A 19,531-nucleotide genomic window follows, 5' to 3' on the forward strand; every position below is an offset into this window, starting at 1 on the left:
GCCTCACACTTCAGACGGCCTCACACTTCAGACGATCAATCCGCATGGTTGATTGCATCTGCCGCGCATACGGCGGAAGACCATGCCCATTGGAAATTGTAGCCGCCGAGCCAGCCGGTAATGTCCATCACTTCACCAATAAAATAAAGGCCGTCGCATATTTTGCTTCGCATGGTTTTCGGATCGATTTCCTTCACATTGACACCGCCGCGGGTGGCCTCGGCTTTTTTGTGGCCATCACTGCCGCTGGGAAGCAGTGTCCAATGATTCAGGCTGTTACCGAGCTTTTGCAACAGGGAGTCGGGAATATCCGCCCATTTTTGCGTAGCGAATGCAGCGAAATCAGGTTGGTTTAGCCAAAATTCGAGCAATCGGTCGGGTAAGGTAGGGCAGAGTTGTTTCAAGGCGGTGTTGAGTTGTATTTTTTGTCCGATTTTTTCCGCGCATAATGAGTTTGCAAGATTCACTTCGGGAACAAGGTTCACGGTAAGGGGTGTGCCGGCGCGCCAGTAGCTGGATATCTGCAAAATGGCAGGGCCGCTCAGTCCCCGGTGGCGGAAAAGTAAATCTTCATGGAAGCTGATTTTCTGTTTGCCTGTTCCGGTGCTGATGATGACGGGTAGGGCGATCCCCGACAAACAGTCGAAGCCGTGTTGCGCCCAATGTTCAAACCGTAGCGGAACCAACGCTGCTTCGGGAGGTATGACGGTATGTCCGAACTGCTTGGCCAGTTCATAACCGAAAGGGCCGGCACCGATAGCCGGTATCGCCAATCCGCCGGTAGCAACCACTAAATTGAGGCAATGGAAAATACCGTGGTCGGTACGGATTTCAAACCGTGATTCGGAGGCCGTCTGAAAAAGGGTAGCAGAATCAACGCGGCATCCGGTGTGCCATTCGACTTTGCCCTTTTCGCATTCGCTTTGTAATACGGAAATAATGTCTTGGGCGCTGTTGCTGCAAAACATTTGTCCTTTGTGTTTTTCGTGGTAAGCAACGGAATAGCTGTCCAGCAGGCGGATAAAGTCTTCGGCGCAATACCGCGATAAAGCGTGGCGGACGAAGCGCGGATGTTGTGAGACGAAATATGGCGAACCGTCATGGCCGTCGAGGTGGCGGTTGGTAAAGTTGCAGCGGCCGCCGCCGGAAATACGGATTTTTTCGCCTATTTTTGTTGCATGGTCGAGCAACGCGACGCGGTGTCCGTGTTGCCCGATACGGGCGGCGCACATCATCCCTGCCGCGCCTGCGCCGATGATGACGGTATGAAACGGGTAAATGGTAGCCATAGCGGAATACAGTTCTGAAAACAGCATTGTAATGGATTCAGGCCGTCTGAAAGCGAAGTCGTGCGGTAAAACACAATATCCGATAAAATAGGCCGTCTGAAAAAAGGATACCGATATGGCAAAACCCAAAGGCGGCTTGGGCCGCGGCTTAGATTCTCTGATTTCCAATAATATAGACGACGGCGGCAACGACCGCCTGACTACGGTAGCCGTGTCCGACATCCAACCGGGCCGCTATCAACCGCGTGTGCAGATGGACGACGAGGCTTTGCAAGAACTGGCGGAGTCGATTAAAGCACAAGGCGTTATCCAGCCGGTAATCGTGCGGGAACGCGGATTGTCCCAATACGAGCTGATTGCGGGCGAACGCCGTTGGCGGGCAAGCCAGTTGGCAGGGTTGACGGAAATTCCGGTGGTTATTAAAAGCATCAGTGATGAAGCCGCGCTCGCAATGGGTTTGATTGAAAACATCCAACGTGAAAACCTCAATCCGATTGAAGAAGCACAAGGTTTGAAACGGTTGGTCGATGAATTCGGGCTTACCCATGAAACCGTTGCCAAAGCGGTGGGGCGTAGCCGCAGCAGCGTTTCAAACAGCCTGCGTTTGTTGGGGTTGCCCGAGCCCGTGCAAGATATGCTTTATCAGCGCCGCTTGGAAATGGGGCATGCCCGGGCATTACTGACATTACCTGTGGTCGAACAATTGGAATTGGCACAAAAAGCAGTAAAAAACGGCTGGTCGGTGCGCGAAGTGGAGCGTCGCAGCCAAGTACTCCAGCAAGGCAAAAAAGCAGAAGCACCTAAAACCATCCATCCCGATATCCGCCGTCTTAATGATGCGATTACCGAGAAACTCGGCGTGAATGCAGAAGTGCAAACAGTTAACCAAAAGAAAGGCAAAATCGTCTTGTATTTTGATAATCCCGAAACATTGGATAATTTGTTAAAGCAACTCGGTATCGAATACGGGGGGTAATAGGAAAGAAAGTGTTTTGAGGCCGTCTGAAATCTTCAGACGGCCTTTGTTTTGGTATAAACCGTTTCTATTTAAGAGAAAATAGGGCAGATTATGAACGGATAAGGGAAGAATTTGCTGTATAACTTTTTGAATTGTGTAGTATTATGTAGTTGATTGCGGAAGCTTTTCCGAAAGGCCCTAAAACAGGCAGGTAACAGCCCGAAAACTTGATTCACAAAGATTAACAATTTTCTTGACGCACCCTAGTAAGTTCATTATAGTAGCTCGGCCTATATTGCCTGTGGCTGGACTGAATGAATAAGATTCTGTATATACAGTTAAGTGCGTTATCAGTCACATCCGTTATATGTGCGCTTGTAAGTGGAATAGAAGGCTTTTTATCTGCATGGGCCGGCGGTTTATGTTATTTATTGCCTTCCGCAGTTGCAGTATTACTTTTAAGTTTTTTAAAGCGTTACCCGCAAGTAGCCGCAAAGGCTTTTTTGCTTGTAGAGGGCTTAAAAGTAGTGCTGTCGCTGGTGTTAATGCTGCTGGTATTTTATTTTTGGCATGAGTCACTAACATTTATTCCCTTTCTCGCGGGATTATTTGCTGTCAGCCATTTGGTTTTTTTAGCATTGTTGAGAGTTAGAAATTATGGCAGGTGAATCAATGACTGCTGCCGACTACATCAAGCATCACTTACAAAGCTTGACGAGTTTGCAGGATGTGACCCAAGGGCAGGGTCTGAAAAATATTGCCGACTTTTCATTTATCAACCTTGACGCTCTGTTTTTTGCTATCGTGCTCGGTGTGCTTGGCAGCTTTTTCTTATGGCGGGCTGCAAAAAAGGCCACTCCGGGCGTTCCCGGCCGCTTTCAGGCCGCGGTAGAAATCCTGTTCGAGTTTGTGGACGATATGTGTAAAAACATCGTGCACAACGAGAAATCCCGTAAATTTGTCGCCCCTTTGGGTTTGACGCTCTTTGTATGGATTTTCTTAATGAACGCGATGGACCTGTTGCCAGTTGACCTGCTGCCTTTAACTTGGCAGGCTGCGACAGGCGAGCATCATGCGCTGCTTCGCGTCGTTCCTACTGCAGACTTAAATACTACGTTGGCTTTGGCTCTCGGAGTGTTGCTGATCTGTATTTTCTACAATATCAAAATCAAAGGTTTCGGCGGTTGGATGCATGAGTTATTCAGTGCCCCTTTCGGTGCGAAACTTGCCCCGGCCAATTTTATTTTGAATATTGTAGAGTTTATATCTAAAACCATCTCCCACGGTATGCGGTTATTCGGCAATATGTATGCCGGTGAGCTGGTATTCTTACTTATCGCCCTGTTAGGCGGCGCATGGGCCGCATCCGGCAGCGTAGGCGTGCTCGATCCGGTTATGTTTGTATTCCATATACTCGCCGGTTTGGTTTGGGCCATTTTCCATATCTTAGTTATTACCTTGCAAGCTTTCATCTTTATGGCTTTGACCTTTGTTTATATCGGTCAAGCACATGATGCACACTAGTAACTATATTGCAATTTGATAAAGTAGTATTTTTAACGTAGTTTTAACCTTTGTTTTTATTAAGGAGTTTTGAAATGGGTTTGATTGCTATCGCATGTGGTTTGATCGTGGCTTTGGGCGCTTTGGGTGCTTCTATCGGTATTGCTATGGTAGGTTCCAAGTATTTGGAGTCTTCTGCCCGTCAACCTGAGTTAATTGGCCCGCTGCAAACCAAACTGTTCCTGATTGCCGGCTTGATTGATGCCGCCTTCTTGATCGGTGTGGCTATTGCACTGCTGTTCGCCTTCGTTAACCCGTTTGCAGGCTAATCCGAACAGAAGCTGTTTCGAATAAGTGAAACATCTATGTGTATGATTAACCCTAATACGAAGGTTAAGTAAAGTGAATATTAATGCAACCTTATTTGCGCAGTTAATCGTCTTTTTCGGTTTGGTGTGGTTTACCATGAGATTTGTGTGGCCGCCGATCGCAAAAGCATTGGATGAGCGCGCCGACAAAATCGCAGAAGGTTTGGCTGCCGCCGAGCGGGGTAAAAGCGATTTTGAACAGGCAGAAAAGAAAGTTGCAGAACTCTTGGCCGAAGGTCGGAACCAAGTTGCTGAAATAGTAGCTAATGCCGAAAAACGTGCAGCTAAACTCGTAGAGGAAGCCAAAATGCAAGCCTCAACAGAAGCTGCTCGCATTACAGCGCAGGCCAAAGCCGATGTCGAGCAAGAAGCTAACCGTGCGCGCGAAGCTTTGCGCGAACAAGTAGCTGCATTGGCAGTAAAAGGTGCCGAGTCAATTTTGCGTAGCGAAGTCAATGCTGAGAAGCATGCGCAAATGCTTAGTGCTTTGAAACAGGAGCTGTAATCTTATGGCTGAGTTCGCAACAATTGCCAGACCATATGCAAAAGCATTATTTGGCCTGGCTCAAGAGAAAAATCAAATTGAGTCTTGGTTGGGCGGACTGAAAGAGCTGTCATCCGTTGTACAGCAGGTGAAGATTGCTGCATTCATCGAACAGCCTGAAAAAAGTGCTTCTGATAAAGCAGAAGTTTTGGTTGGGTTGGTTGAGTTGAACGATGCGAGTTTGAAAAATTTCGTACACGTTTTAGCTGAACAAAAACGTTTGCAGCTTTTGCCTGAAGTTTATGCACAATTTCAAGATTTAAGTCTGACATTAAATCACACAAAACGAGCTGTCATTTATAGTGCTTATGAATTAACAGATGTTCAATTGAAGGATCTGGTTGCAGAGCTTCAAGAGCGATTTGGTACAAGTTTGGAAATTACTACCGAAGTTGATTCTGAGCTGATAGGCGGTGTAAAAGTTGAAATGGGTGATCAGGTGTTAGATTTGTCGTTACAGGGTAAATTGAATGCCTTGTACGCGGCTATGATAAATTAGGAGAGTTTTCATGCAGCTTAATCCTGCTGAAATTAGCGATTTGATTAAAGCTAAAATCGAAAATCTGTCTGTAAACACAGAGGTTCGTAACCGCGGAACCGTAATTTCTGTAACTGACGGAATCGTTCGTATTCACGGCTTGTCAGACGTTATGCAAGGTGAAATGCTTGAATTCCCCGGCAATACTTTCGGTTTGGCCATGAACTTGGAGCGCGACTCTGTTGGTGCCGTAGTGCTGGGTGAATATGAGCACATTAAAGAAGGCGATACCGTTACTTGTACCGGGCGCATTTTGGAAGTTCCTATTGGTCGTGAACTGGTAGGCCGAGTAGTAGATGCTTTAGGCCGTCCTATTGACGGTAAAGGGCCAATTAATACAACCTTATCCGCTCCAATTGAAAAGATTGCCCCCGGTGTGATTGCCCGTCAATCAGTTGACCAGCCGATGCAAACGGGCTTGAAGTCTATTGACTCAATGGTTCCGATTGGCCGCGGACAACGTGAATTAATCATTGGCGACCGTCAAACCGGAAAAACGGCCGTTGCTTTGGATGCAATTGTTAACCAAAAAGGCACCGGTGTTATCTGTATTTATGTTGCTGTGGGTCAAAAGGCATCTTCTATTGCGAACGTCGTGCGCAAATTGGAAGAGCATGGTGCGATGGAACATACCATCGTTGTTGCCGCCACAGCTTCTGAAGCAGCAGCATTGCAGTTTATTGCTCCATATGCGGGCTGCACCATGGGCGAATTCTTCCGTGACCGCGGCGAAGATGCTTTGATTGTTTATGATGACTTGTCTAAGCAGGCGGTGGCCTATCGTCAGATTTCTTTGCTGTTGCGCCGTCCTCCCGGTCGGGAAGCATATCCCGGAGATGTATTCTATTTGCATTCTCGCTTGCTGGAACGTGCCGCACGTATCAATGTGGACGAAGTTGAAAAATTAACCAACGGCCAAGTGAAAGGTAAGACAGGTTCTTTAACTGCATTGCCTATCATCGAAACACAAGCCGGTGACGTATCTGCATTCGTGCCGACCAACGTAATTTCTATTACAGACGGCCAGATCTTTTTGGAAACTGACTTGTTTAACTCTGGTATCCGTCCAGCAATCAATGCCGGTATTTCAGTATCCCGCGTAGGTGGTGCCGCTCAAACTAAAGTTATTAAGAAGTTAGGCGGCGGTATCCGTTTGGCACTGGCCCAATATCGTGAGTTGGCAGCATTCTCGCAATTTGCTTCCGATTTGGATGAAGCTACCCGTAAGCAGTTGGAACACGGGGAAGTGGTAACTGAATTGATGAAGCAAAAACAATTCAGTACTTTAAGTACGGCGGAAATGGCTTTAACGCTCTGGGCCATCAATAACGGTTCTTACGAAGATGTTCCCGTAGCTAAAGCATTGGCGTTTGAAGCTGAGTTTTTAAGCCATGTACGCACCCAACATCCGGATGTATTAGATGCCATCAATGCTTCTGGGGCAATGTCTGACGAGAATGAACAGATATTGGCTCAAGCCATGAAATCCTTTAAATCTTCTTATAGCTATCAGGCTTAAGACCAGAGAGAAAGGGGTCTGAAATGGCAGTAGGAAAAGAGATTCTCACCAAAATCCGAAGTGTTCAAAATACCCAAAAGATCACTAAAGCGATGCAGATGGTGTCAACCTCTAAAATGCGGAAGACTCAAGAGCGGATGCGCTTGGCGCGTCCGTATGCCGAAAAAGTACGGTTGGTTATGAGCCATTTGGCGCAAACTCATTCTGATCACGGTATCAAATTATTGGAACCACACCGCACGATGCAACGTGCCGGATTCATTCTGATTACTACCGATAAAGGTTTGTGCGGCGGCTTAAATGCTAATGTGCTGAAGAAGTTTTTGGCTCAAGTTCAAGAGTATCAGGAACAAGGTGTCGCAATTGATGTTGTATGCTTAGGCAGCAAGGGTTTGGCCGCCTGCCAGCGTATCGGATTAAATGTTATTGCTAGTGTAACCAATTTGGGCGATACCCCTAAAATGGAAAGGTTGCTAGGTGCGTTAACCGAGATTTTCCAACGCTATGAAAAACATCAATTAGATGCTATCCATTTGGTTTATTCAGGGTTTATCAATACGATGCGCCAAGAGCCGCGTATGGAGACCTTGTTGCCTATCGGGCAAAACACGATGGAAGGTGTTAGCGAGAGTAAAGATTACAGTTGGGATTACCGCTACGAACCGAGTCCTGCTACTGTTTTGGAATACTTAGTCCGCCGCTATTTAGAGTCTGTGGTTTATCAAGCATTAAGTGACAATATGGCATCTGAGCAAGCCGCACGTATGGTAGCAATGAAAGCTGCAACCGATAATGCGGGTAATGCCATTAAAGAGTTGCGTTTGGTGTACAACAAATCCCGCCAAGCTGCTATTACTACAGAATTGTCAGAAATTGTTGCAGGTGCCGCAGCCGTTTAAGGTTGTGGTAGTGTGCATTTAAAATAGGATACGATAATGAGCCAAGGCAAAATCGTACAAATCATCGGTGCGGTAGTTGACGTGGAATTCCCACGTGATGCAATTCCGCATGTATACGATGCTCTGAAATTAGTCGATCACGATCTCACTTTAGAAGTTCAACAACTTTTGGGTGATGGTGTTGTTCGTACTATTGCAATGGGTAGTTCAGACGGCCTGAAACGCGGAATGGTTGTAACCAACACCGGATCACCTATCACCGTGCCGGTGGGGAAAGCCACGTTGGGTCGTATTATGGATGTATTGGGCAATCCGGTGGATGAAGCCGGTCCTGTGGGAGCTGAAGAAACCCGAGCGATTCACCAGTCAGCCCCTAAATTTGATGAGCTGTCTAGTGCCACTGAGCTGTTGGAAACCGGTATTAAAGTGATTGATCTGCTGTGCCCGTTTGCAAAAGGCGGCAAAGTAGGTTTGTTCGGTGGTGCCGGTGTAGGCAAGACTGTAAATATGATGGAGTTGATTAACAATATCGCGAAGGCACATAGCGGTTTGTCTGTGTTTGCCGGTGTAGGTGAGCGAACCCGTGAAGGTAACGACTTCTATCATGAAATGAAAGACTCCAACGTTTTGGATAAAGTAGCCATGGTTTATGGCCAAATGAATGAACCTCCGGGTAACCGTTTACGTGTTGCTTTGACAGGTTTGACTATGGCCGAATATTTCCGTGATGAAAAAGATGAAAACGGTAAAGGTCGCGACGTATTATTCTTTGTGGATAATATCTACCGTTACACTCTGGCCGGTACCGAAGTATCTGCATTGTTGGGACGGATGCCTTCCGCAGTAGGTTATCAACCCACATTGGCCGAAGAAATGGGCCGTCTGCAAGAGCGTATTACTTCTACTCAAACCGGTTCCATTACTTCTATCCAAGCCGTTTACGTACCTGCGGATGACTTGACCGACCCGTCCCCGGCAACTACTTTTGCCCACTTGGATGCGACCGTGGTGTTAAGCCGTGATATCGCTTCCTTAGGTATTTATCCTGCAGTGGATCCGTTGGACTCTACTTCACGTCAGTTGGATCCGATGGTTTTGGGTCAAGAGCATTACGATGTGGCCCGTGGTGTGCAATCTACTCTGCAAAAATATAAAGAATTGCGCGATATTATTGCAATTCTAGGTATGGATGAACTGTCTGATGAAGACAAAATGACCGTGATGCGTGCACGTAAGATTCAACGCTTCCTGTCTCAGCCATTCCATGTTGCCGAAGTATTTACCGGTTCCCCGGGTAAATATGTTTCATTGCGCGATACAATTGCCGGCTTTAAGGCAATTTTGAATGGTGAATATGACCATCTGCCGGAGCAAGCTTTCTATATGGTTGGTGGTATCGAAGAGGCCGTAGAGAAAGCGAAAGCTGTAAACTAAGGAGATCGGCATGAACATCATGCAAGTTGAAGTGGTAAGTAACGAGCAACATATCTATTCCGGAGAGGCAACGTTTGTTGTGGTGCCTACTGTAACCGGAGAGCTTGGTATTTATCCGCGACATGAACCGATCATGAGTTTAGTTCGTCCGGGTACTTTGCGTTTGACAAGCCCCGGTCAAGCTGAGGAAATATTGGTAGCCGTTTCCGGCGGTCTTTTGGAGGTGCAGCCTGATAAATTGACGGTGCTGGCAGACGTTGCCGTCCGCAGCAGTGAAATGGATCAGGCGCGTGCAGAAGAGGCTAAAAAAGCGGCAGAGGCCCGTATTTCTCAAGCGCAAGACGATGAAGCTTTGGCTAAAGCACATGCGGCATTGGCTGCTGCGATTGCCCAACTCAAAACCTTGGATTATATTCGCGCTCAAAAGAACAAATAAATTTTGTTTTAAATAAATCAATCAAAGCACAGCTATAAAGCTGTGCTTTTTCGTTGTTTAGAGTTGGCAGAATAATTCATTATTTTAATTATCGAAATTAAATAACAACATGCCTGATAACGCATGACTGTGAAATCGAATCTTTCGCCACAATGCAAACAATCGGATTGCAGAAATAAGAAATGAAATGGTGCGACAAGGATAGAAAACGTAATGTGAAATATTCGGTTTCGCCGCACAACCCCTTGCAGGTTAAATTATTTTTTAACTCTTGAGTTTTTAACGGCCGCCCTAATCTACTTGTCAATTTTCATACACCCTTCAAAATAAGTATTATGAGTAACAAAGATTTTTACGAAACCTTAGGCGTTGCACGCAGTGCGAGTGATGACGAAATTAAAAAAGCCTATCGTAAATTGGCTATGAAATATCATCCCGACCGTAATCCGGATGATAAAGATGCCGAAGAAAAATTTAAAGAAGTTCAAAAAGCATACGATATTTTGTCTGATAAAGAAAAACGTTCTACCTACGATCAATTTGGCCATGCCGGTGTCGACCCTAATATGGGAGGTGGTGGCTTTGGAGGGTTTGGCGGGGCTCAAGGTTTTGATTTTGGTGATATTTTCAGCCAAATGTTCGGCGGTGGAGCAGGTGGCCGCCAACAGAGTTACCAAGGTGCGGATTTGCAGTATGCCGTAGAAATTACGCTGGAAGAGGCTGCCAAAGGTATCAAAAAACGCATTACCATTCCGACTTATGAAGAATGTGATGTCTGTCACGGCAGCGGTGCCAAGCCGGGAACGTCTGCAACAACCTGTTCTACCTGTCATGGAAGCGGTACGATTCATGTCCGCCAAGCAATTTTTCAAATGCAGCAAACCTGTCCGACCTGCCACGGTACGGGTAGGCAAATTAAAGATCCTTGCATGAAATGCCGTGGCGAAGGCCGCGTGAAAACCAGCAAAACGGTTGAGGTAAATATTCCTGCCGGTATTGATGACGGCCAGCGTATCCGTTTGAGCGGCGAAGGCGAACCGGGTATGCACGGTGCGCCGAATGGCGATTTATATGTTGTGGTGCATGTGAAAGAACACAAAACATTCGAGCGAAACGGCTTGGATTTGCACTGCGAGATGCCCATTAGTTTTGCGATTGCTGCGCTTGGCGGAGAAGTGGAAGTGCCTACATTGGATGGCAAAGTGAAATTGAGCATTCCCAAAGAAACGCAAACCGGCCGCCGTATGCGGGTAAAAGGAAAAGGAATCAAATCGTTGCGTTCCAGTGCCGTAGGTGATTTGTATTGCCATGTGGTTGTGGAAACGCCTGTGAATCTGACCGATCGTCAGAAAGAGCTGCTGGAAGAGTTTGAGAAAATTTCTACCGGTATGGAGCGTTCGCAAACGCCGCGGCAGAAATCATTCTTCGATAAAGTACGCGATATTTTTGATTAAGCTGATTAATCGGACGTAGCGGCCGATATCTGTTTTTTTTTTTCAGGTGGCCGTCTGAAAAATATAGTTAAGATGGTAGAACGGATGGTCTTTCGACTGTCCGTTTTTGTTTTCAAACAAGCCGGATGCCAATGGAAATGCTTTTCAGACGGCCTCAAAGATTAAAAGGGATGGCTAATCAAATCGATTTTGAATAAAACGGCAAGCCGCAGGCGGTTATAGGTGGTACGGCAAGGCGCAGCAACGCCGTAATAAGGGTAAAGTCGGTTGAGTATATAGCCGCCTCTGACAAGCAAAACGGGGATAACCATTCACTAGAGTTGCAAGCATATGGTGGTGAATATCAAAATTCATACAAGGCGGTAAACTGCAAGCAGTACGGCGGAGATGGTGCGATGTGAACGGTATTCCTTGTTATGGCCAAATGATTCCAATCGCAGTAAAAGTAAGTGGAACCGGTTTGCCTCGTTATTCCGCCGCCGTTCTATCTTGTTCGCCATAAACACTGGAGGCCGTCTGAAATCAGGTTTTCAGACGGCCTCCAGTGTTACCATATCATAAAGTTTCGATATTAACCGTTTCTCCGGCGGCTGCGCTCAATGCCGTGTTTAATACGGAGAAAAATTCACTGCCGTCGCGAGTAGCCAGCCATTGGCCGTTTTTTTCGGAAAAATGATAACCGCCGCTTTTGGCTGCAATCCACAATTCCTGATTGGGAGTGTGGCGGTTGACGATAATTTGCGTGCCGTCGCCTGCTTCGATTGTAAGGACGTTGCCGCTGAACCGGCAGTCGAAATCCCAGCCGCCTTCGTCGATTTGATCTTCAATATGGGTGAAGAGGGCATTGGAATGTTGTAAAAATTCGCTTTCAGTCATGATGGTTTTGTGCATTGCTGCGTTTTTGTTTAAGATACCGAATCTTGCCATATTACCGTGCATGAAGGAAGACGATGATGAAGTCCACCGCAATTTTGCTGGCGGCCGCCTTGTTTTTGGCCGGCTGCGGTTACAAAGGCGATCTGTATCTGCCTAAAGAAAACGATAAAGCCCGTTTTGGGGTTATCCAAACCGGTTTGCAGTTTGAATCCAAAGAACCTACCGCCCCCTCGGAATAAACCATAATGACTTTACATTGCGAACAAACCTCTTTTGCCCATCTTGCCGATCGGTTTGGCACGCCTTTATATGTGTACAGCAAAGCCGCGCTTACCGAGGCTTTTCACGCCTATACCGATGCGTTTGACAAGCTGGAACCGTTGGTTTGCTACGCCGTTAAAGCGAACGGCAATCTGAGCATCCTCAAACATTTCGCCGGTCTCGGCAGCGGCTTCGACATCGTATCGGGCGGTGAATTGGCACGGGTACTGGCGGCGGGCGGCGATGCGGGTAAAACCATTTTTTCAGGGGTGGGTAAGAGTGAGGCGGAAATCGAATTCGCGTTGAATGCCGGTGTGTTGTGTTTCAATGTGGAAAGCCTGCCCGAACTTGATCGCATACAGGCGGTGGCCGGGCGGTTGGGCAAAACGGCTCCCGTCTCGTTGCGCATCAATCCCGATGTGGACGCGAAAACCCATCCTTATATTTCTACCGGTTTGAAATCCAACAAATTCGGCATTGCCTATGCCGATGCGCTCGATGCTTACCGCTATGCAGCCGGTTTGGGCCGTCTGAAAATCGTCGGTATCGATTGCCATATCGGTTCGCAGTTGACCGATTTAAGCCCGTTGGTAGAGGCATGCGAACGTACGTTGAAGCTGGTCGATACGTTGGCTGCCGAAGGTATTGTGCTGGAGCATATCGATTTGGGCGGCGGTGTCGGTATTGTGTACGACGATGAAGAAGTGCCCGACTTGTCATCTTATGCGCGTGCCGTTGCCGCCTTGATGGGCGGACGCAAGCTGAAATTGGTATTGGAGCCGGGGCGCAGCTTGGTCGGAAATGCCGGTACTCTGCTTACCCGTGTCGAGTTTGTGAAGCAGGGCGAAGAGAAAAATTTTGTGATTGTGGATGCGGCGATGAATGATTTGATGCGTCCGGCACTTTACGGTGCTTTCCACCGCATCGAAGCAGTCGAGTCGAAAAATATTGCACCGTTTACCGCCGATGTGGTCGGCCCTATCTGTGAAACGGGTGATTTTCTGGCTAAAGAACGCGTATTAGCCTGTGAAGCGGGTGATCTGCTGGCCGTTCGCAGTGCTGGAGCGTACAGCAGCAGCATGGCGAGCAATTATAATGCGCGCAACCGTGCGGCAGAGGTGTTGGTGGACGGCAGCGAAGTGAAGTTGATTCGGCAACGCGAAACGATTGAACAGCAATTGGCTAATGAAACAGCCTGTTTATAACAACCGGTAGCGGATGACGGAGAGGCCGTCTGAAAGTAGCTTTTGCTTTCAGACGGCCTTTTTTACTACGGCACGTTCAAGATGATGGGCGTTGTTTTACCGGCCATATTGTTTTCGGTGTTCCACTTCGGAATGGATAGGAACGGAGCGGCTATCCGCATGCAACGGTGCCGAATTTCGATTGCATCAAAGCATACGTTTCAAGACGGCCGGTTTTAATCGGCATCCGCGGCGTGCCACGGTTTTTGTGCGCCGGCGTGGAATGAAGGTTTTTCGCCGCCCCACAGGCTGTCGATGTCGTAAAAATCGCGTACGGCAGGCAGCATAACGTGTACGACCAAATCGCCTGCGTCTACCAACGCCCATTCGCCGCTGTCTTGCCCTTCGCTGCCGAGAATTTCAAAACCGGCGGCCTTCAAATCAACCACCACATTATTGGCCAAGGCTTTCACTTGGCGGGAGCTGTCGCCGCTGGCGATAATCATGCGGGCAAACAGAGAGGTTTTTTCTTGGGTTTCCAGCACGGTGATGTCTTTAGCTTTGATGTCTTCCAATGCGTTTACGGCGACATCGACCATTTTTTGCAAGTCTTGCAGTTCTTGTTCGTTCATTAGGTTTCCTGTTGGTGATTTTGTTAATAAAAGATCGGGGGAAGGGTTTTCAGACGGCCTTTTTCCCGAGGCCGTCTGAAATCACGGTTTATACAGCTTGTGCTGCCGGATGTAGTTTTCTACGCGCCGGTCTAAAAAATCGGATACCGGTTCGTTACGGCCGATGCGTCGGCGCAGTTCGGTGGAACTGATGTCGTACAGCGGCGTTTGCAGCGGTTTCAGGCGGCCGTTTTGCAGGGCTTCGCCCAGCCACGCATGGATTTCTTGCGGAGCCTGATGAAGGCTGAAACCTTGTCGGGCGGCTACGGCGATGTTGATTTGTTTGACTAATGTTTGCCACCTTTTCCATGTGTGGAGTTGGAGCAGACTGTCGCTGCCGAGCAGCCACCATAGTTGGGCGGAAGGGAATTGCTGGCGGAAAATCTGTACCGTATCGAAAGTGTAGGTGGCACCTTCGCGCACAATATCGCAATCGCTGACGGCGAAGCGTTCATCGTCGGAGATTGCCAGTTCGGTCATGGCAAAACGGTGGCGTGCAGGCGTGTGGGTGGCTTCTTCTTTGTGGTAAGGGTCGCCCGCGGGCAGAAAAACCACCATGTCCAAGCCCAATTCGTCGGCAAACGCACGGGCGATGTGCAGATGGCCGTTGTGGATGGGATCGAAGGTGCCGCCGAAAAGTCCGATTTTTTTCATGGGTTGAGGCCGTCTGAAAAGGCTATTTGTTAATAGGGCATTCGTTGTTGCCGTCGATGATTACGGTGAGTTTGCCGGTGGTGGGGTGGATAACCAAACCGTGTACGGCAACGTTTTCCGGCATTAGCGGGTGGCGGCGGATGATGCCGACCGTATGGCGTACACTGTCTTCGACATCGTCAAAGCCGGTGAGCCAGCCGTCAAGGTCGATGCCGGCATTGCGCAGGGTGGTAATGCGGTCGTCGGGGATGCCGTTTTGATGGGCATGGCTGAGAAAAGAATCGGGATGAAGCCCGCGCATGCCGCAGTCGTAGTGGGCAATCACCATGATTTCTTTCACTTTCAGTTCAAATACGGCCACCAGCAGGCTGCGCATCACGGAACCCCACGGATGGGTAACGACGGCTCCCGCATTTTTAATCAGTTTGGCATCGCCGTTTTTTAAGCCCATGGCCCGCGGCAGCAATTCAACCATACGGGCATCCATGCACGATAAGATGGCCAACTCGCGTTCGGGAAATTTATTGCTGAAAAATTGGGCGTATTCGCCCGAATCTACGAATTCCTCGTTGAATGTCAAAATATTGTTAAGTTCGCTCATAATGCTCTGATTTTGTGTGTTCATACAATCATTATAACGGTTTCGGCCGAGGCGTGCTGTAAAGGCCGTCTGAAAGCGGTGTTTTCAGACGGCCTGAAATGATCGGATGAAGGGCGGCGGGTGATGCTTTTGGGTTAGTCGGATTGGCCGCCGTCGGGAGTATCTTCCGAAACGGGATGATACGGCAGGTAAACGTCAAACCGCGTGCTTTTGCCCGTGTATTGGTAGGCGGGTTTTTCGTTGTTGAGAAAGGTTCCGAGGCGGGGGCGTTTGACGACAACCCGTTTTTTTGCGGCGGCACGGGCGGCGGCCAGTAAAGCGGCTTCATCTTGTGCGGTACCGACCAGCCCGTGAAAATAGGCCATTTCTTTTTTTACGGCAGCCGATTTCTGCCGCTCGGGGTACATCGGGTCGAGATACACCACATCGGGGCGGCCTCGGGCGGTGGCCAGTTCGGGCAGTAAGGCGCAGGTGTCGCCGAAGTGCAGGGTAATGCGCTTGGCAACGGCGGCGGTATCGGGTGATTCGGCGGCACGCTTGAGGCCGTCTGAAAGCAGGCAGGCAACGGCGGGGTTTTGTTCGAATACATCCACTTGCAAGCCGAGGGAGGCCAGCACGAAAGCATCGCGCCCCAAGCCGCCCGTGCCGTCCCAGACGGTGGGGCGGGCGGTGTGGTTGACTGCTTTGGCAATCAGTTCGCCGCCGCCTTTGGTTCGCCGGTATTGCGCGGCCCCGCTGACGAAATCCACCCGCACCCGTCCTTTTTCGCCTGCTTTGCAAAGAGAGAGGCCGTCTGAATCCGCCAGCAGGTATTCTCCTTGCTCCGGCGGGCAGGCGCATACGGGCAGGCCGAAGCGGTTGGTGAGTTCGCGGGCGGTTTCGTCGGCTGTATCGGTAAGGTAAACGGAAGTCATGGTTTCAGATGGCCTGTCTCGGCAGGCACGGGTCGGGTGGTGTGGGAATATTTCAGACGGCCTCACGTTATGCCGGTGTCGGGAGGCCGTCTGAAAAGGGTGTGGGTTTGTTTAATGGATATCCAGCCGTTCCATACGGTAGCGCATGGAGCGGAAGCTGATGCCGAGCAACTTGGCGGCTTGCGTGCGGTTGTAACGGGTTTGTTTCAACGTCTGCTCGATGATTTCACGTTCGATCTGATCGAGGTAATCCTGAATCTGCATCTTTCCGGGAAGGAAATCGGGCAGCAGACCGCCGGGGCTTACCCTGCCGGGATCCGGTTCGGAAATTTCGTCAAACGACGGTTCTTTGGGTTTGTCGGTCGATATGTTATGGCTGGTGTTGATTTGCAGGTCGTCCAATTGGATAACCTGTCCGACGGTTAAGGCCACGGCGCGTTCGAGAATATTTTCCAGCTCGCGGAAGTTGCCGGGGTAGCTGTAATGCAGCAATGCTTCTTGGGCTTTGGGGCTGAGTTTGTAATTCTCATTGCCCGTGCGGTGTTTGTGAAGCAGGTGCATGATCAAGCCGCCCAAGTCTTCCCGCATTTCGCGCAACGGCGGCATGTTGAGGGAAACCACATTCAGGCGGTAGTACAAGTCTTGGCGGAATGCACCCGATTCTACGAGGGCTTCGAGATTTTTATGGGTGGCGCAGATGATGCGGACATCAACATAAGTTTCACGGGCATCACCGATGCGGCGCACGGCTTTTTCTTGGATGGCACGCAGCAGCTTAACCTGCATCGCCAGCGGCAGGTCGGCCACTTCGTCGAGAAACAGCGTGCCGCCGTCGGCATGTTGGAAGAAACCCAAGCGGTCGCTATCCGCACCGGTAAAGCTGCCTTTTTTATAGCCGAAAAATTCGCTTTCCATCAGATTTTCAGGAATGGCACCGCAGTTTACGGCAATGAAAGATTTGCCGGCACGCTCCGACAATTCGTGTATGGTGCGCGCTGCCTGCTCTTTACCGGTACCGGATTCGCCGGAGATATACACGGGCACTTCGCTGCGGGCAAGGCGGCGGATGAGGTGGCGTACTTCCACCATTTGCGGCGACATACCGAGCAGGCGCGGCATATCGTCATCGCCGCGCAGAGGGGCGTTGTGCCCGGACAGGATGCGGGCGGTAAGCTCTCCGCTTGAAAAACGGTCTTTCAGGGAGCGCAGGCTTTCCGGAATGCCGGTCGGCTGGGTAAGCGCGGAACCTTTACGCACGGGTTGGGCTGATACGGGAACAAAAGGCGAGGGAACGGCACGGCGGAGGGCGGAAAAAGGCGGTGGCGACGCAGCCGGCGCTTGCTTGGCGGGAGTAGGGCGCGGAGCCGGCAGTTCGGACTCGGGAGGAACCGCAGCTTCCTGTTTCATGCTTTCGGGCGGTTCATTGATTTTGATGGCGGATTTGACCAACGAACGAAGCTGCGACAGGGTAATCGGTTTTTGCAGGTAATCGAAAGCACCGGCCCGCAGTGCTTCGACGGCTTGGTCGGCATTGCCGAAAGCGGTAATAACGGCAACGGGAGTATCCAGCGTCAGCTCGCCAATGTATTGCACCACTTCCAAGCCGGAGCCGTCGGGCATACGCATATCGGTCAGCACCAGCGAATAGTCGTTGCTGTCGAGCTTGTCTTTGGCATCTTCCACGCCGACCGCTGTTTCTACGCGCAGCCCCATTTTCATGAGGGTCATTTCCATCAGGTCGCGGATATCGGCTTCATCATCTACAACCAAAACGGGGTCTTGCAACTTATGATTGCTCATGGGTTTCTCTCGGTAAAATCAGTTCAAAGCCATTCATTTCGGGATGATAGTGCAACTGACCCATATTGGCGTGCGCCAGTTCGCGGGCGACATAAAGGCCTAATCCCGTGCCTTGTTTGTCGGTGGTAAAGAACGGTTCAAACAAATGGTTGCGTATATCGGACGGAACGCCGGTGCCGTTGTCGGCCACTACGATGGAAATATGGATACGGCCGCTCGGTTTGATTAATATGGTGATTGCATGGCGGTCTTTGCGGCTGTGCCGCCAAGCGTTATTGCACAGATTCCACATGATTTGCTGCAAATGCATGGAGTCGGCCAGAACGCTTAGATTGCTGCCGTCCATGTTCATGCGCAGGCAGCCGACGGCATCAGGGTTGTTGAGTGTGAATTCTTGTTTGAATTCCAACCAGAACTTCATCAGATTAATCGGTTCGCGGCTTACCCCGTCGCGCTTGTTGATCAGCGATACGTCTTCCAGCATTTTATCGATGCGCTGAATGTTGCTGTCGATGATGTTGTGCAATTTGGTTTTGGTCGGATCAGTTTGGTTTTCGTCATACAGCAAGTCGCTGGCATGGCGGATGGCCGACATGGGATTGCGGATTTCATGGGCAAGATTGGCGGTGAGCTGACCCAGCGAAGCCAGTTTGGTCGACATGGCTTCGGCGGCCACTTCGCGCAATGAGCGTACATAAAGGATAAGCAGTTCGGTTTTTTCCTGAATCAGCGGTACGGCGCGCACGTGCATGGAGTGCTGGAAAATGTGGATATCGGTTTCGAAGGCTTTGTCGGGTTGGTATTGCCAGCGCGAAATCAATTCGCCGAATACGTTTTCCTGTTTGTCGACGGCCAGCCCGGGGAAATAGGTTTTGGCCTGACGGTTAAACAGCCACACACGTTGGGAAGCGTCGATAACGATAACGGCTTCTTGAACACGGTTCAACACCAAGCGGTTCAGGCCGCTCACGCGGCGGTAGGCAAGCTGGTGTTTGGTGGCGGATTCGGTGGCGGCTTGGAGGTAGGTGGCCGAAAAAGCGGTGAGGGCGGCAACCAGATAGCAGGCACCCGCAAGCAGGGCCGAGGATACGAGCGTGCGGTCGTCCCACTGGAAAGGGGAAAGTTGGATCCGCCCGGTAAAAAACATGTTGAGCAAAATCAGCAGCAAGGCATAGCTGGCATACAGTATCGGGTAGCGCCCGTGGCTGAGCAGGCAGGATGTGGCGATAAACGGCAGTACCAAAATGCCAAACCCCGAATCGATGCCGCCGGTAATGTAGGTGAGCAGCATGATCATGGTAATGTCGACCACCGCACTGGCGTTGGGCAGATCCAGAGATTGCAATTGCCAATCGGGTTTGGATACGGTAAGGACGATCAGGAAAGCATATACCGCCGCCCAGCTGTAAAATTCAAACGACGGAAACATTTCTTTGGCCGATCCCGCGCCCGAATAATTGCTGACCAGATAAAAAACCAATAACGATAGAACGATGGAAATCCGGGCGATATTGATCAACCCGGGTATCCGATCGTTTAAACTTTCCCAGTCTTGTTTAACAAATAGCTTATTTACGCTCATTCAACGTATGCCTTTTATCATTTTATTCTTTGTTTTAGCGCCTTGC

General features: G+C 49.7%; 21 protein-coding genes. 13 read left to right on the top strand and 8 right to left on the bottom strand.

The features are described 5' to 3' along the window. Window positions 1–35: 35 nt before the first annotated feature. A complete protein-coding gene (locus Q0X97_RS10740) occupies window positions 36–1,289 on the bottom strand; it encodes an aminoacetone oxidase family FAD-binding enzyme (RefSeq protein WP_302067483.1) in 1,254 nt (417 codons plus the stop codon). Between the two features lie 115 nt (window positions 1,290–1,404). Between Q0X97_RS10740 and Q0X97_RS10745 the strand changes: the two genes are divergently transcribed. The 11 genes from Q0X97_RS10745 (at window position 1,405) to dnaJ (ending at window position 10,942) form a co-directional block, all read left to right on the top strand. After that, window positions 1,405–2,265 (top strand): ParB/RepB/Spo0J family partition protein, encoded by an 861-nt coding sequence (locus Q0X97_RS10745; protein ID WP_302067482.1) that lies wholly within the window; start codon window positions 1,405–1,407, stop codon window positions 2,263–2,265. Between the two features lie 296 nt (window positions 2,266–2,561). Continuing rightward, a complete protein-coding gene (locus Q0X97_RS10750) occupies window positions 2,562–2,915 on the top strand; it encodes an ATP synthase subunit I (RefSeq protein WP_302067481.1) in 354 nt (117 codons plus the stop codon). Continuing rightward, window positions 2,905–3,771 (top strand): F0F1 ATP synthase subunit A, encoded by an 867-nt coding sequence (atpB, locus tag Q0X97_RS10755; RefSeq protein ID WP_302067480.1) that lies wholly within the window; start codon window positions 2,905–2,907, stop codon window positions 3,769–3,771. Before Q0X97_RS10750 ends, atpB begins: the two co-directional genes overlap by 11 nt. A 74-nt stretch (window positions 3,772–3,845) precedes the next feature. After that, entirely contained in the window at window positions 3,846–4,079 is a 234-nt protein-coding gene (atpE, locus tag Q0X97_RS10760; protein WP_004284425.1) for a F0F1 ATP synthase subunit C, read from the top strand. A 73-nt stretch (window positions 4,080–4,152) separates the two neighbouring features. Then, the gene (locus Q0X97_RS10765; protein WP_302067478.1) at window positions 4,153–4,623 is read left to right on the top strand and encodes a F0F1 ATP synthase subunit B; all 471 of its coding nucleotides are present in this window, start codon (window positions 4,153–4,155) and stop codon (window positions 4,621–4,623) included. A 4-nt stretch (window positions 4,624–4,627) separates the two neighbouring features. Further along, window positions 4,628–5,161: a F0F1 ATP synthase subunit delta gene (locus Q0X97_RS10770; RefSeq protein WP_302067477.1), complete on the top strand. Its 534-nt coding sequence runs from the start codon at window positions 4,628–4,630 to the stop codon at window positions 5,159–5,161. A 10-nt stretch (window positions 5,162–5,171) separates the two neighbouring features. After that, the gene (gene atpA, locus Q0X97_RS10775) at window positions 5,172–6,719 is read left to right on the top strand and encodes a F0F1 ATP synthase subunit alpha (RefSeq protein ID WP_107929197.1); all 1,548 of its coding nucleotides are present in this window, start codon (window positions 5,172–5,174) and stop codon (window positions 6,717–6,719) included. Between the two features lie 23 nt (window positions 6,720–6,742). Continuing rightward, on the top strand, window positions 6,743–7,618 hold the full coding sequence (gene atpG, locus Q0X97_RS10780) for a F0F1 ATP synthase subunit gamma (RefSeq protein WP_085390792.1): 876 nt from the start codon (window positions 6,743–6,745) through the stop codon (window positions 7,616–7,618). Window positions 7,619–7,654: 36 nt separating this feature from the next. Beyond that, window positions 7,655–9,052 (top strand): F0F1 ATP synthase subunit beta, encoded by a 1,398-nt coding sequence (gene atpD, locus Q0X97_RS10785; protein WP_107879768.1) that lies wholly within the window; start codon window positions 7,655–7,657, stop codon window positions 9,050–9,052. Window positions 9,053–9,062: 10 nt separating this feature from the next. Beyond that, window positions 9,063–9,488, top strand: coding sequence for a F0F1 ATP synthase subunit epsilon (locus tag Q0X97_RS10790; RefSeq protein WP_085390794.1), 426 nt, complete (start codon window positions 9,063–9,065; stop codon window positions 9,486–9,488). 335 nt (window positions 9,489–9,823) lie between these two features. Beyond that, complete coding sequence (gene dnaJ / locus Q0X97_RS10795) at window positions 9,824–10,942, top strand: molecular chaperone DnaJ (RefSeq protein WP_302067476.1); 1,119 nt, start codon at window positions 9,824–9,826, stop codon at window positions 10,940–10,942. A gap of 555 nt (window positions 10,943–11,497) precedes the next feature. On the opposite strand, the gene cyaY is transcribed toward dnaJ, so the two are convergent. Further along, window positions 11,498–11,821, bottom strand: coding sequence for an iron donor protein CyaY (cyaY, locus tag Q0X97_RS10800; RefSeq protein WP_302067486.1), 324 nt, complete (start codon window positions 11,819–11,821; stop codon window positions 11,498–11,500). 74 nt (window positions 11,822–11,895) lie between these two features. Between cyaY and Q0X97_RS10805 the strand changes: the two genes are divergently transcribed. Together Q0X97_RS10805 and lysA are read left to right on the top strand one after the other, a co-directional pair. Further along, complete coding sequence (locus Q0X97_RS10805; protein WP_302067485.1) at window positions 11,896–12,057, top strand: lipoprotein; 162 nt, start codon at window positions 11,896–11,898, stop codon at window positions 12,055–12,057. Window positions 12,058–12,063: 6 nt separating this feature from the next. Then, window positions 12,064–13,284 (top strand): diaminopimelate decarboxylase, encoded by a 1,221-nt coding sequence (lysA, locus tag Q0X97_RS10810; RefSeq protein ID WP_302067475.1) that lies wholly within the window; start codon window positions 12,064–12,066, stop codon window positions 13,282–13,284. 215 nt (window positions 13,285–13,499) lie between these two features. Here the strand turns inward: lysA and rsfS are convergent, their stop codons facing one another. The 6 genes from rsfS to Q0X97_RS10840 all read right to left on the bottom strand — a co-directional run bounded on the left by rsfS (window position 13,500) and on the right by Q0X97_RS10840 (window position 19,485). Next, window positions 13,500–13,895, bottom strand: a complete 396-nt coding sequence (gene rsfS / locus Q0X97_RS10815) for a ribosome silencing factor (RefSeq protein ID WP_302067474.1) — start codon at window positions 13,893–13,895, stop codon at window positions 13,500–13,502. An 81-nt stretch (window positions 13,896–13,976) separates the two neighbouring features. Beyond that, entirely contained in the window at window positions 13,977–14,588 is a 612-nt protein-coding gene (gene nadD, locus Q0X97_RS10820) for a nicotinate-nucleotide adenylyltransferase (RefSeq protein WP_302067472.1), read from the bottom strand. A gap of 22 nt (window positions 14,589–14,610) precedes the next feature. Further along, window positions 14,611–15,189 carry a carbonic anhydrase gene (locus tag Q0X97_RS10825; RefSeq protein WP_302067471.1) on the bottom strand — a complete coding sequence of 193 codons (579 nt, stop codon included), beginning with the start codon at window positions 15,187–15,189 and terminating at the stop codon, window positions 14,611–14,613. 134 nt (window positions 15,190–15,323) lie between these two features. Next, complete coding sequence (locus Q0X97_RS10830) at window positions 15,324–16,103, bottom strand: class I SAM-dependent methyltransferase (protein WP_302067470.1); 780 nt, start codon at window positions 16,101–16,103, stop codon at window positions 15,324–15,326. 111 nt (window positions 16,104–16,214) lie between these two features. After that, on the bottom strand, window positions 16,215–17,903 hold the full coding sequence (locus Q0X97_RS10835; RefSeq protein ID WP_302067469.1) for a sigma 54-interacting transcriptional regulator: 1,689 nt from the start codon (window positions 17,901–17,903) through the stop codon (window positions 16,215–16,217). Continuing rightward, window positions 17,890–19,485, bottom strand: a complete 1,596-nt coding sequence (locus Q0X97_RS10840; protein ID WP_302067468.1) for a nitrogen regulation protein NR(II) — start codon at window positions 19,483–19,485, stop codon at window positions 17,890–17,892. Before Q0X97_RS10840 ends, Q0X97_RS10835 begins: the two co-directional genes overlap by 14 nt. Window positions 19,486–19,531: the final 46 nt, after the last annotated feature.

Origin of the sequence: Neisseria sp. MVDL19-042950 (assembly GCF_030504625.1) — a bacterium.
Lineage (GTDB): Bacteria > Pseudomonadota > Gammaproteobacteria > Burkholderiales > Neisseriaceae > Neisseria.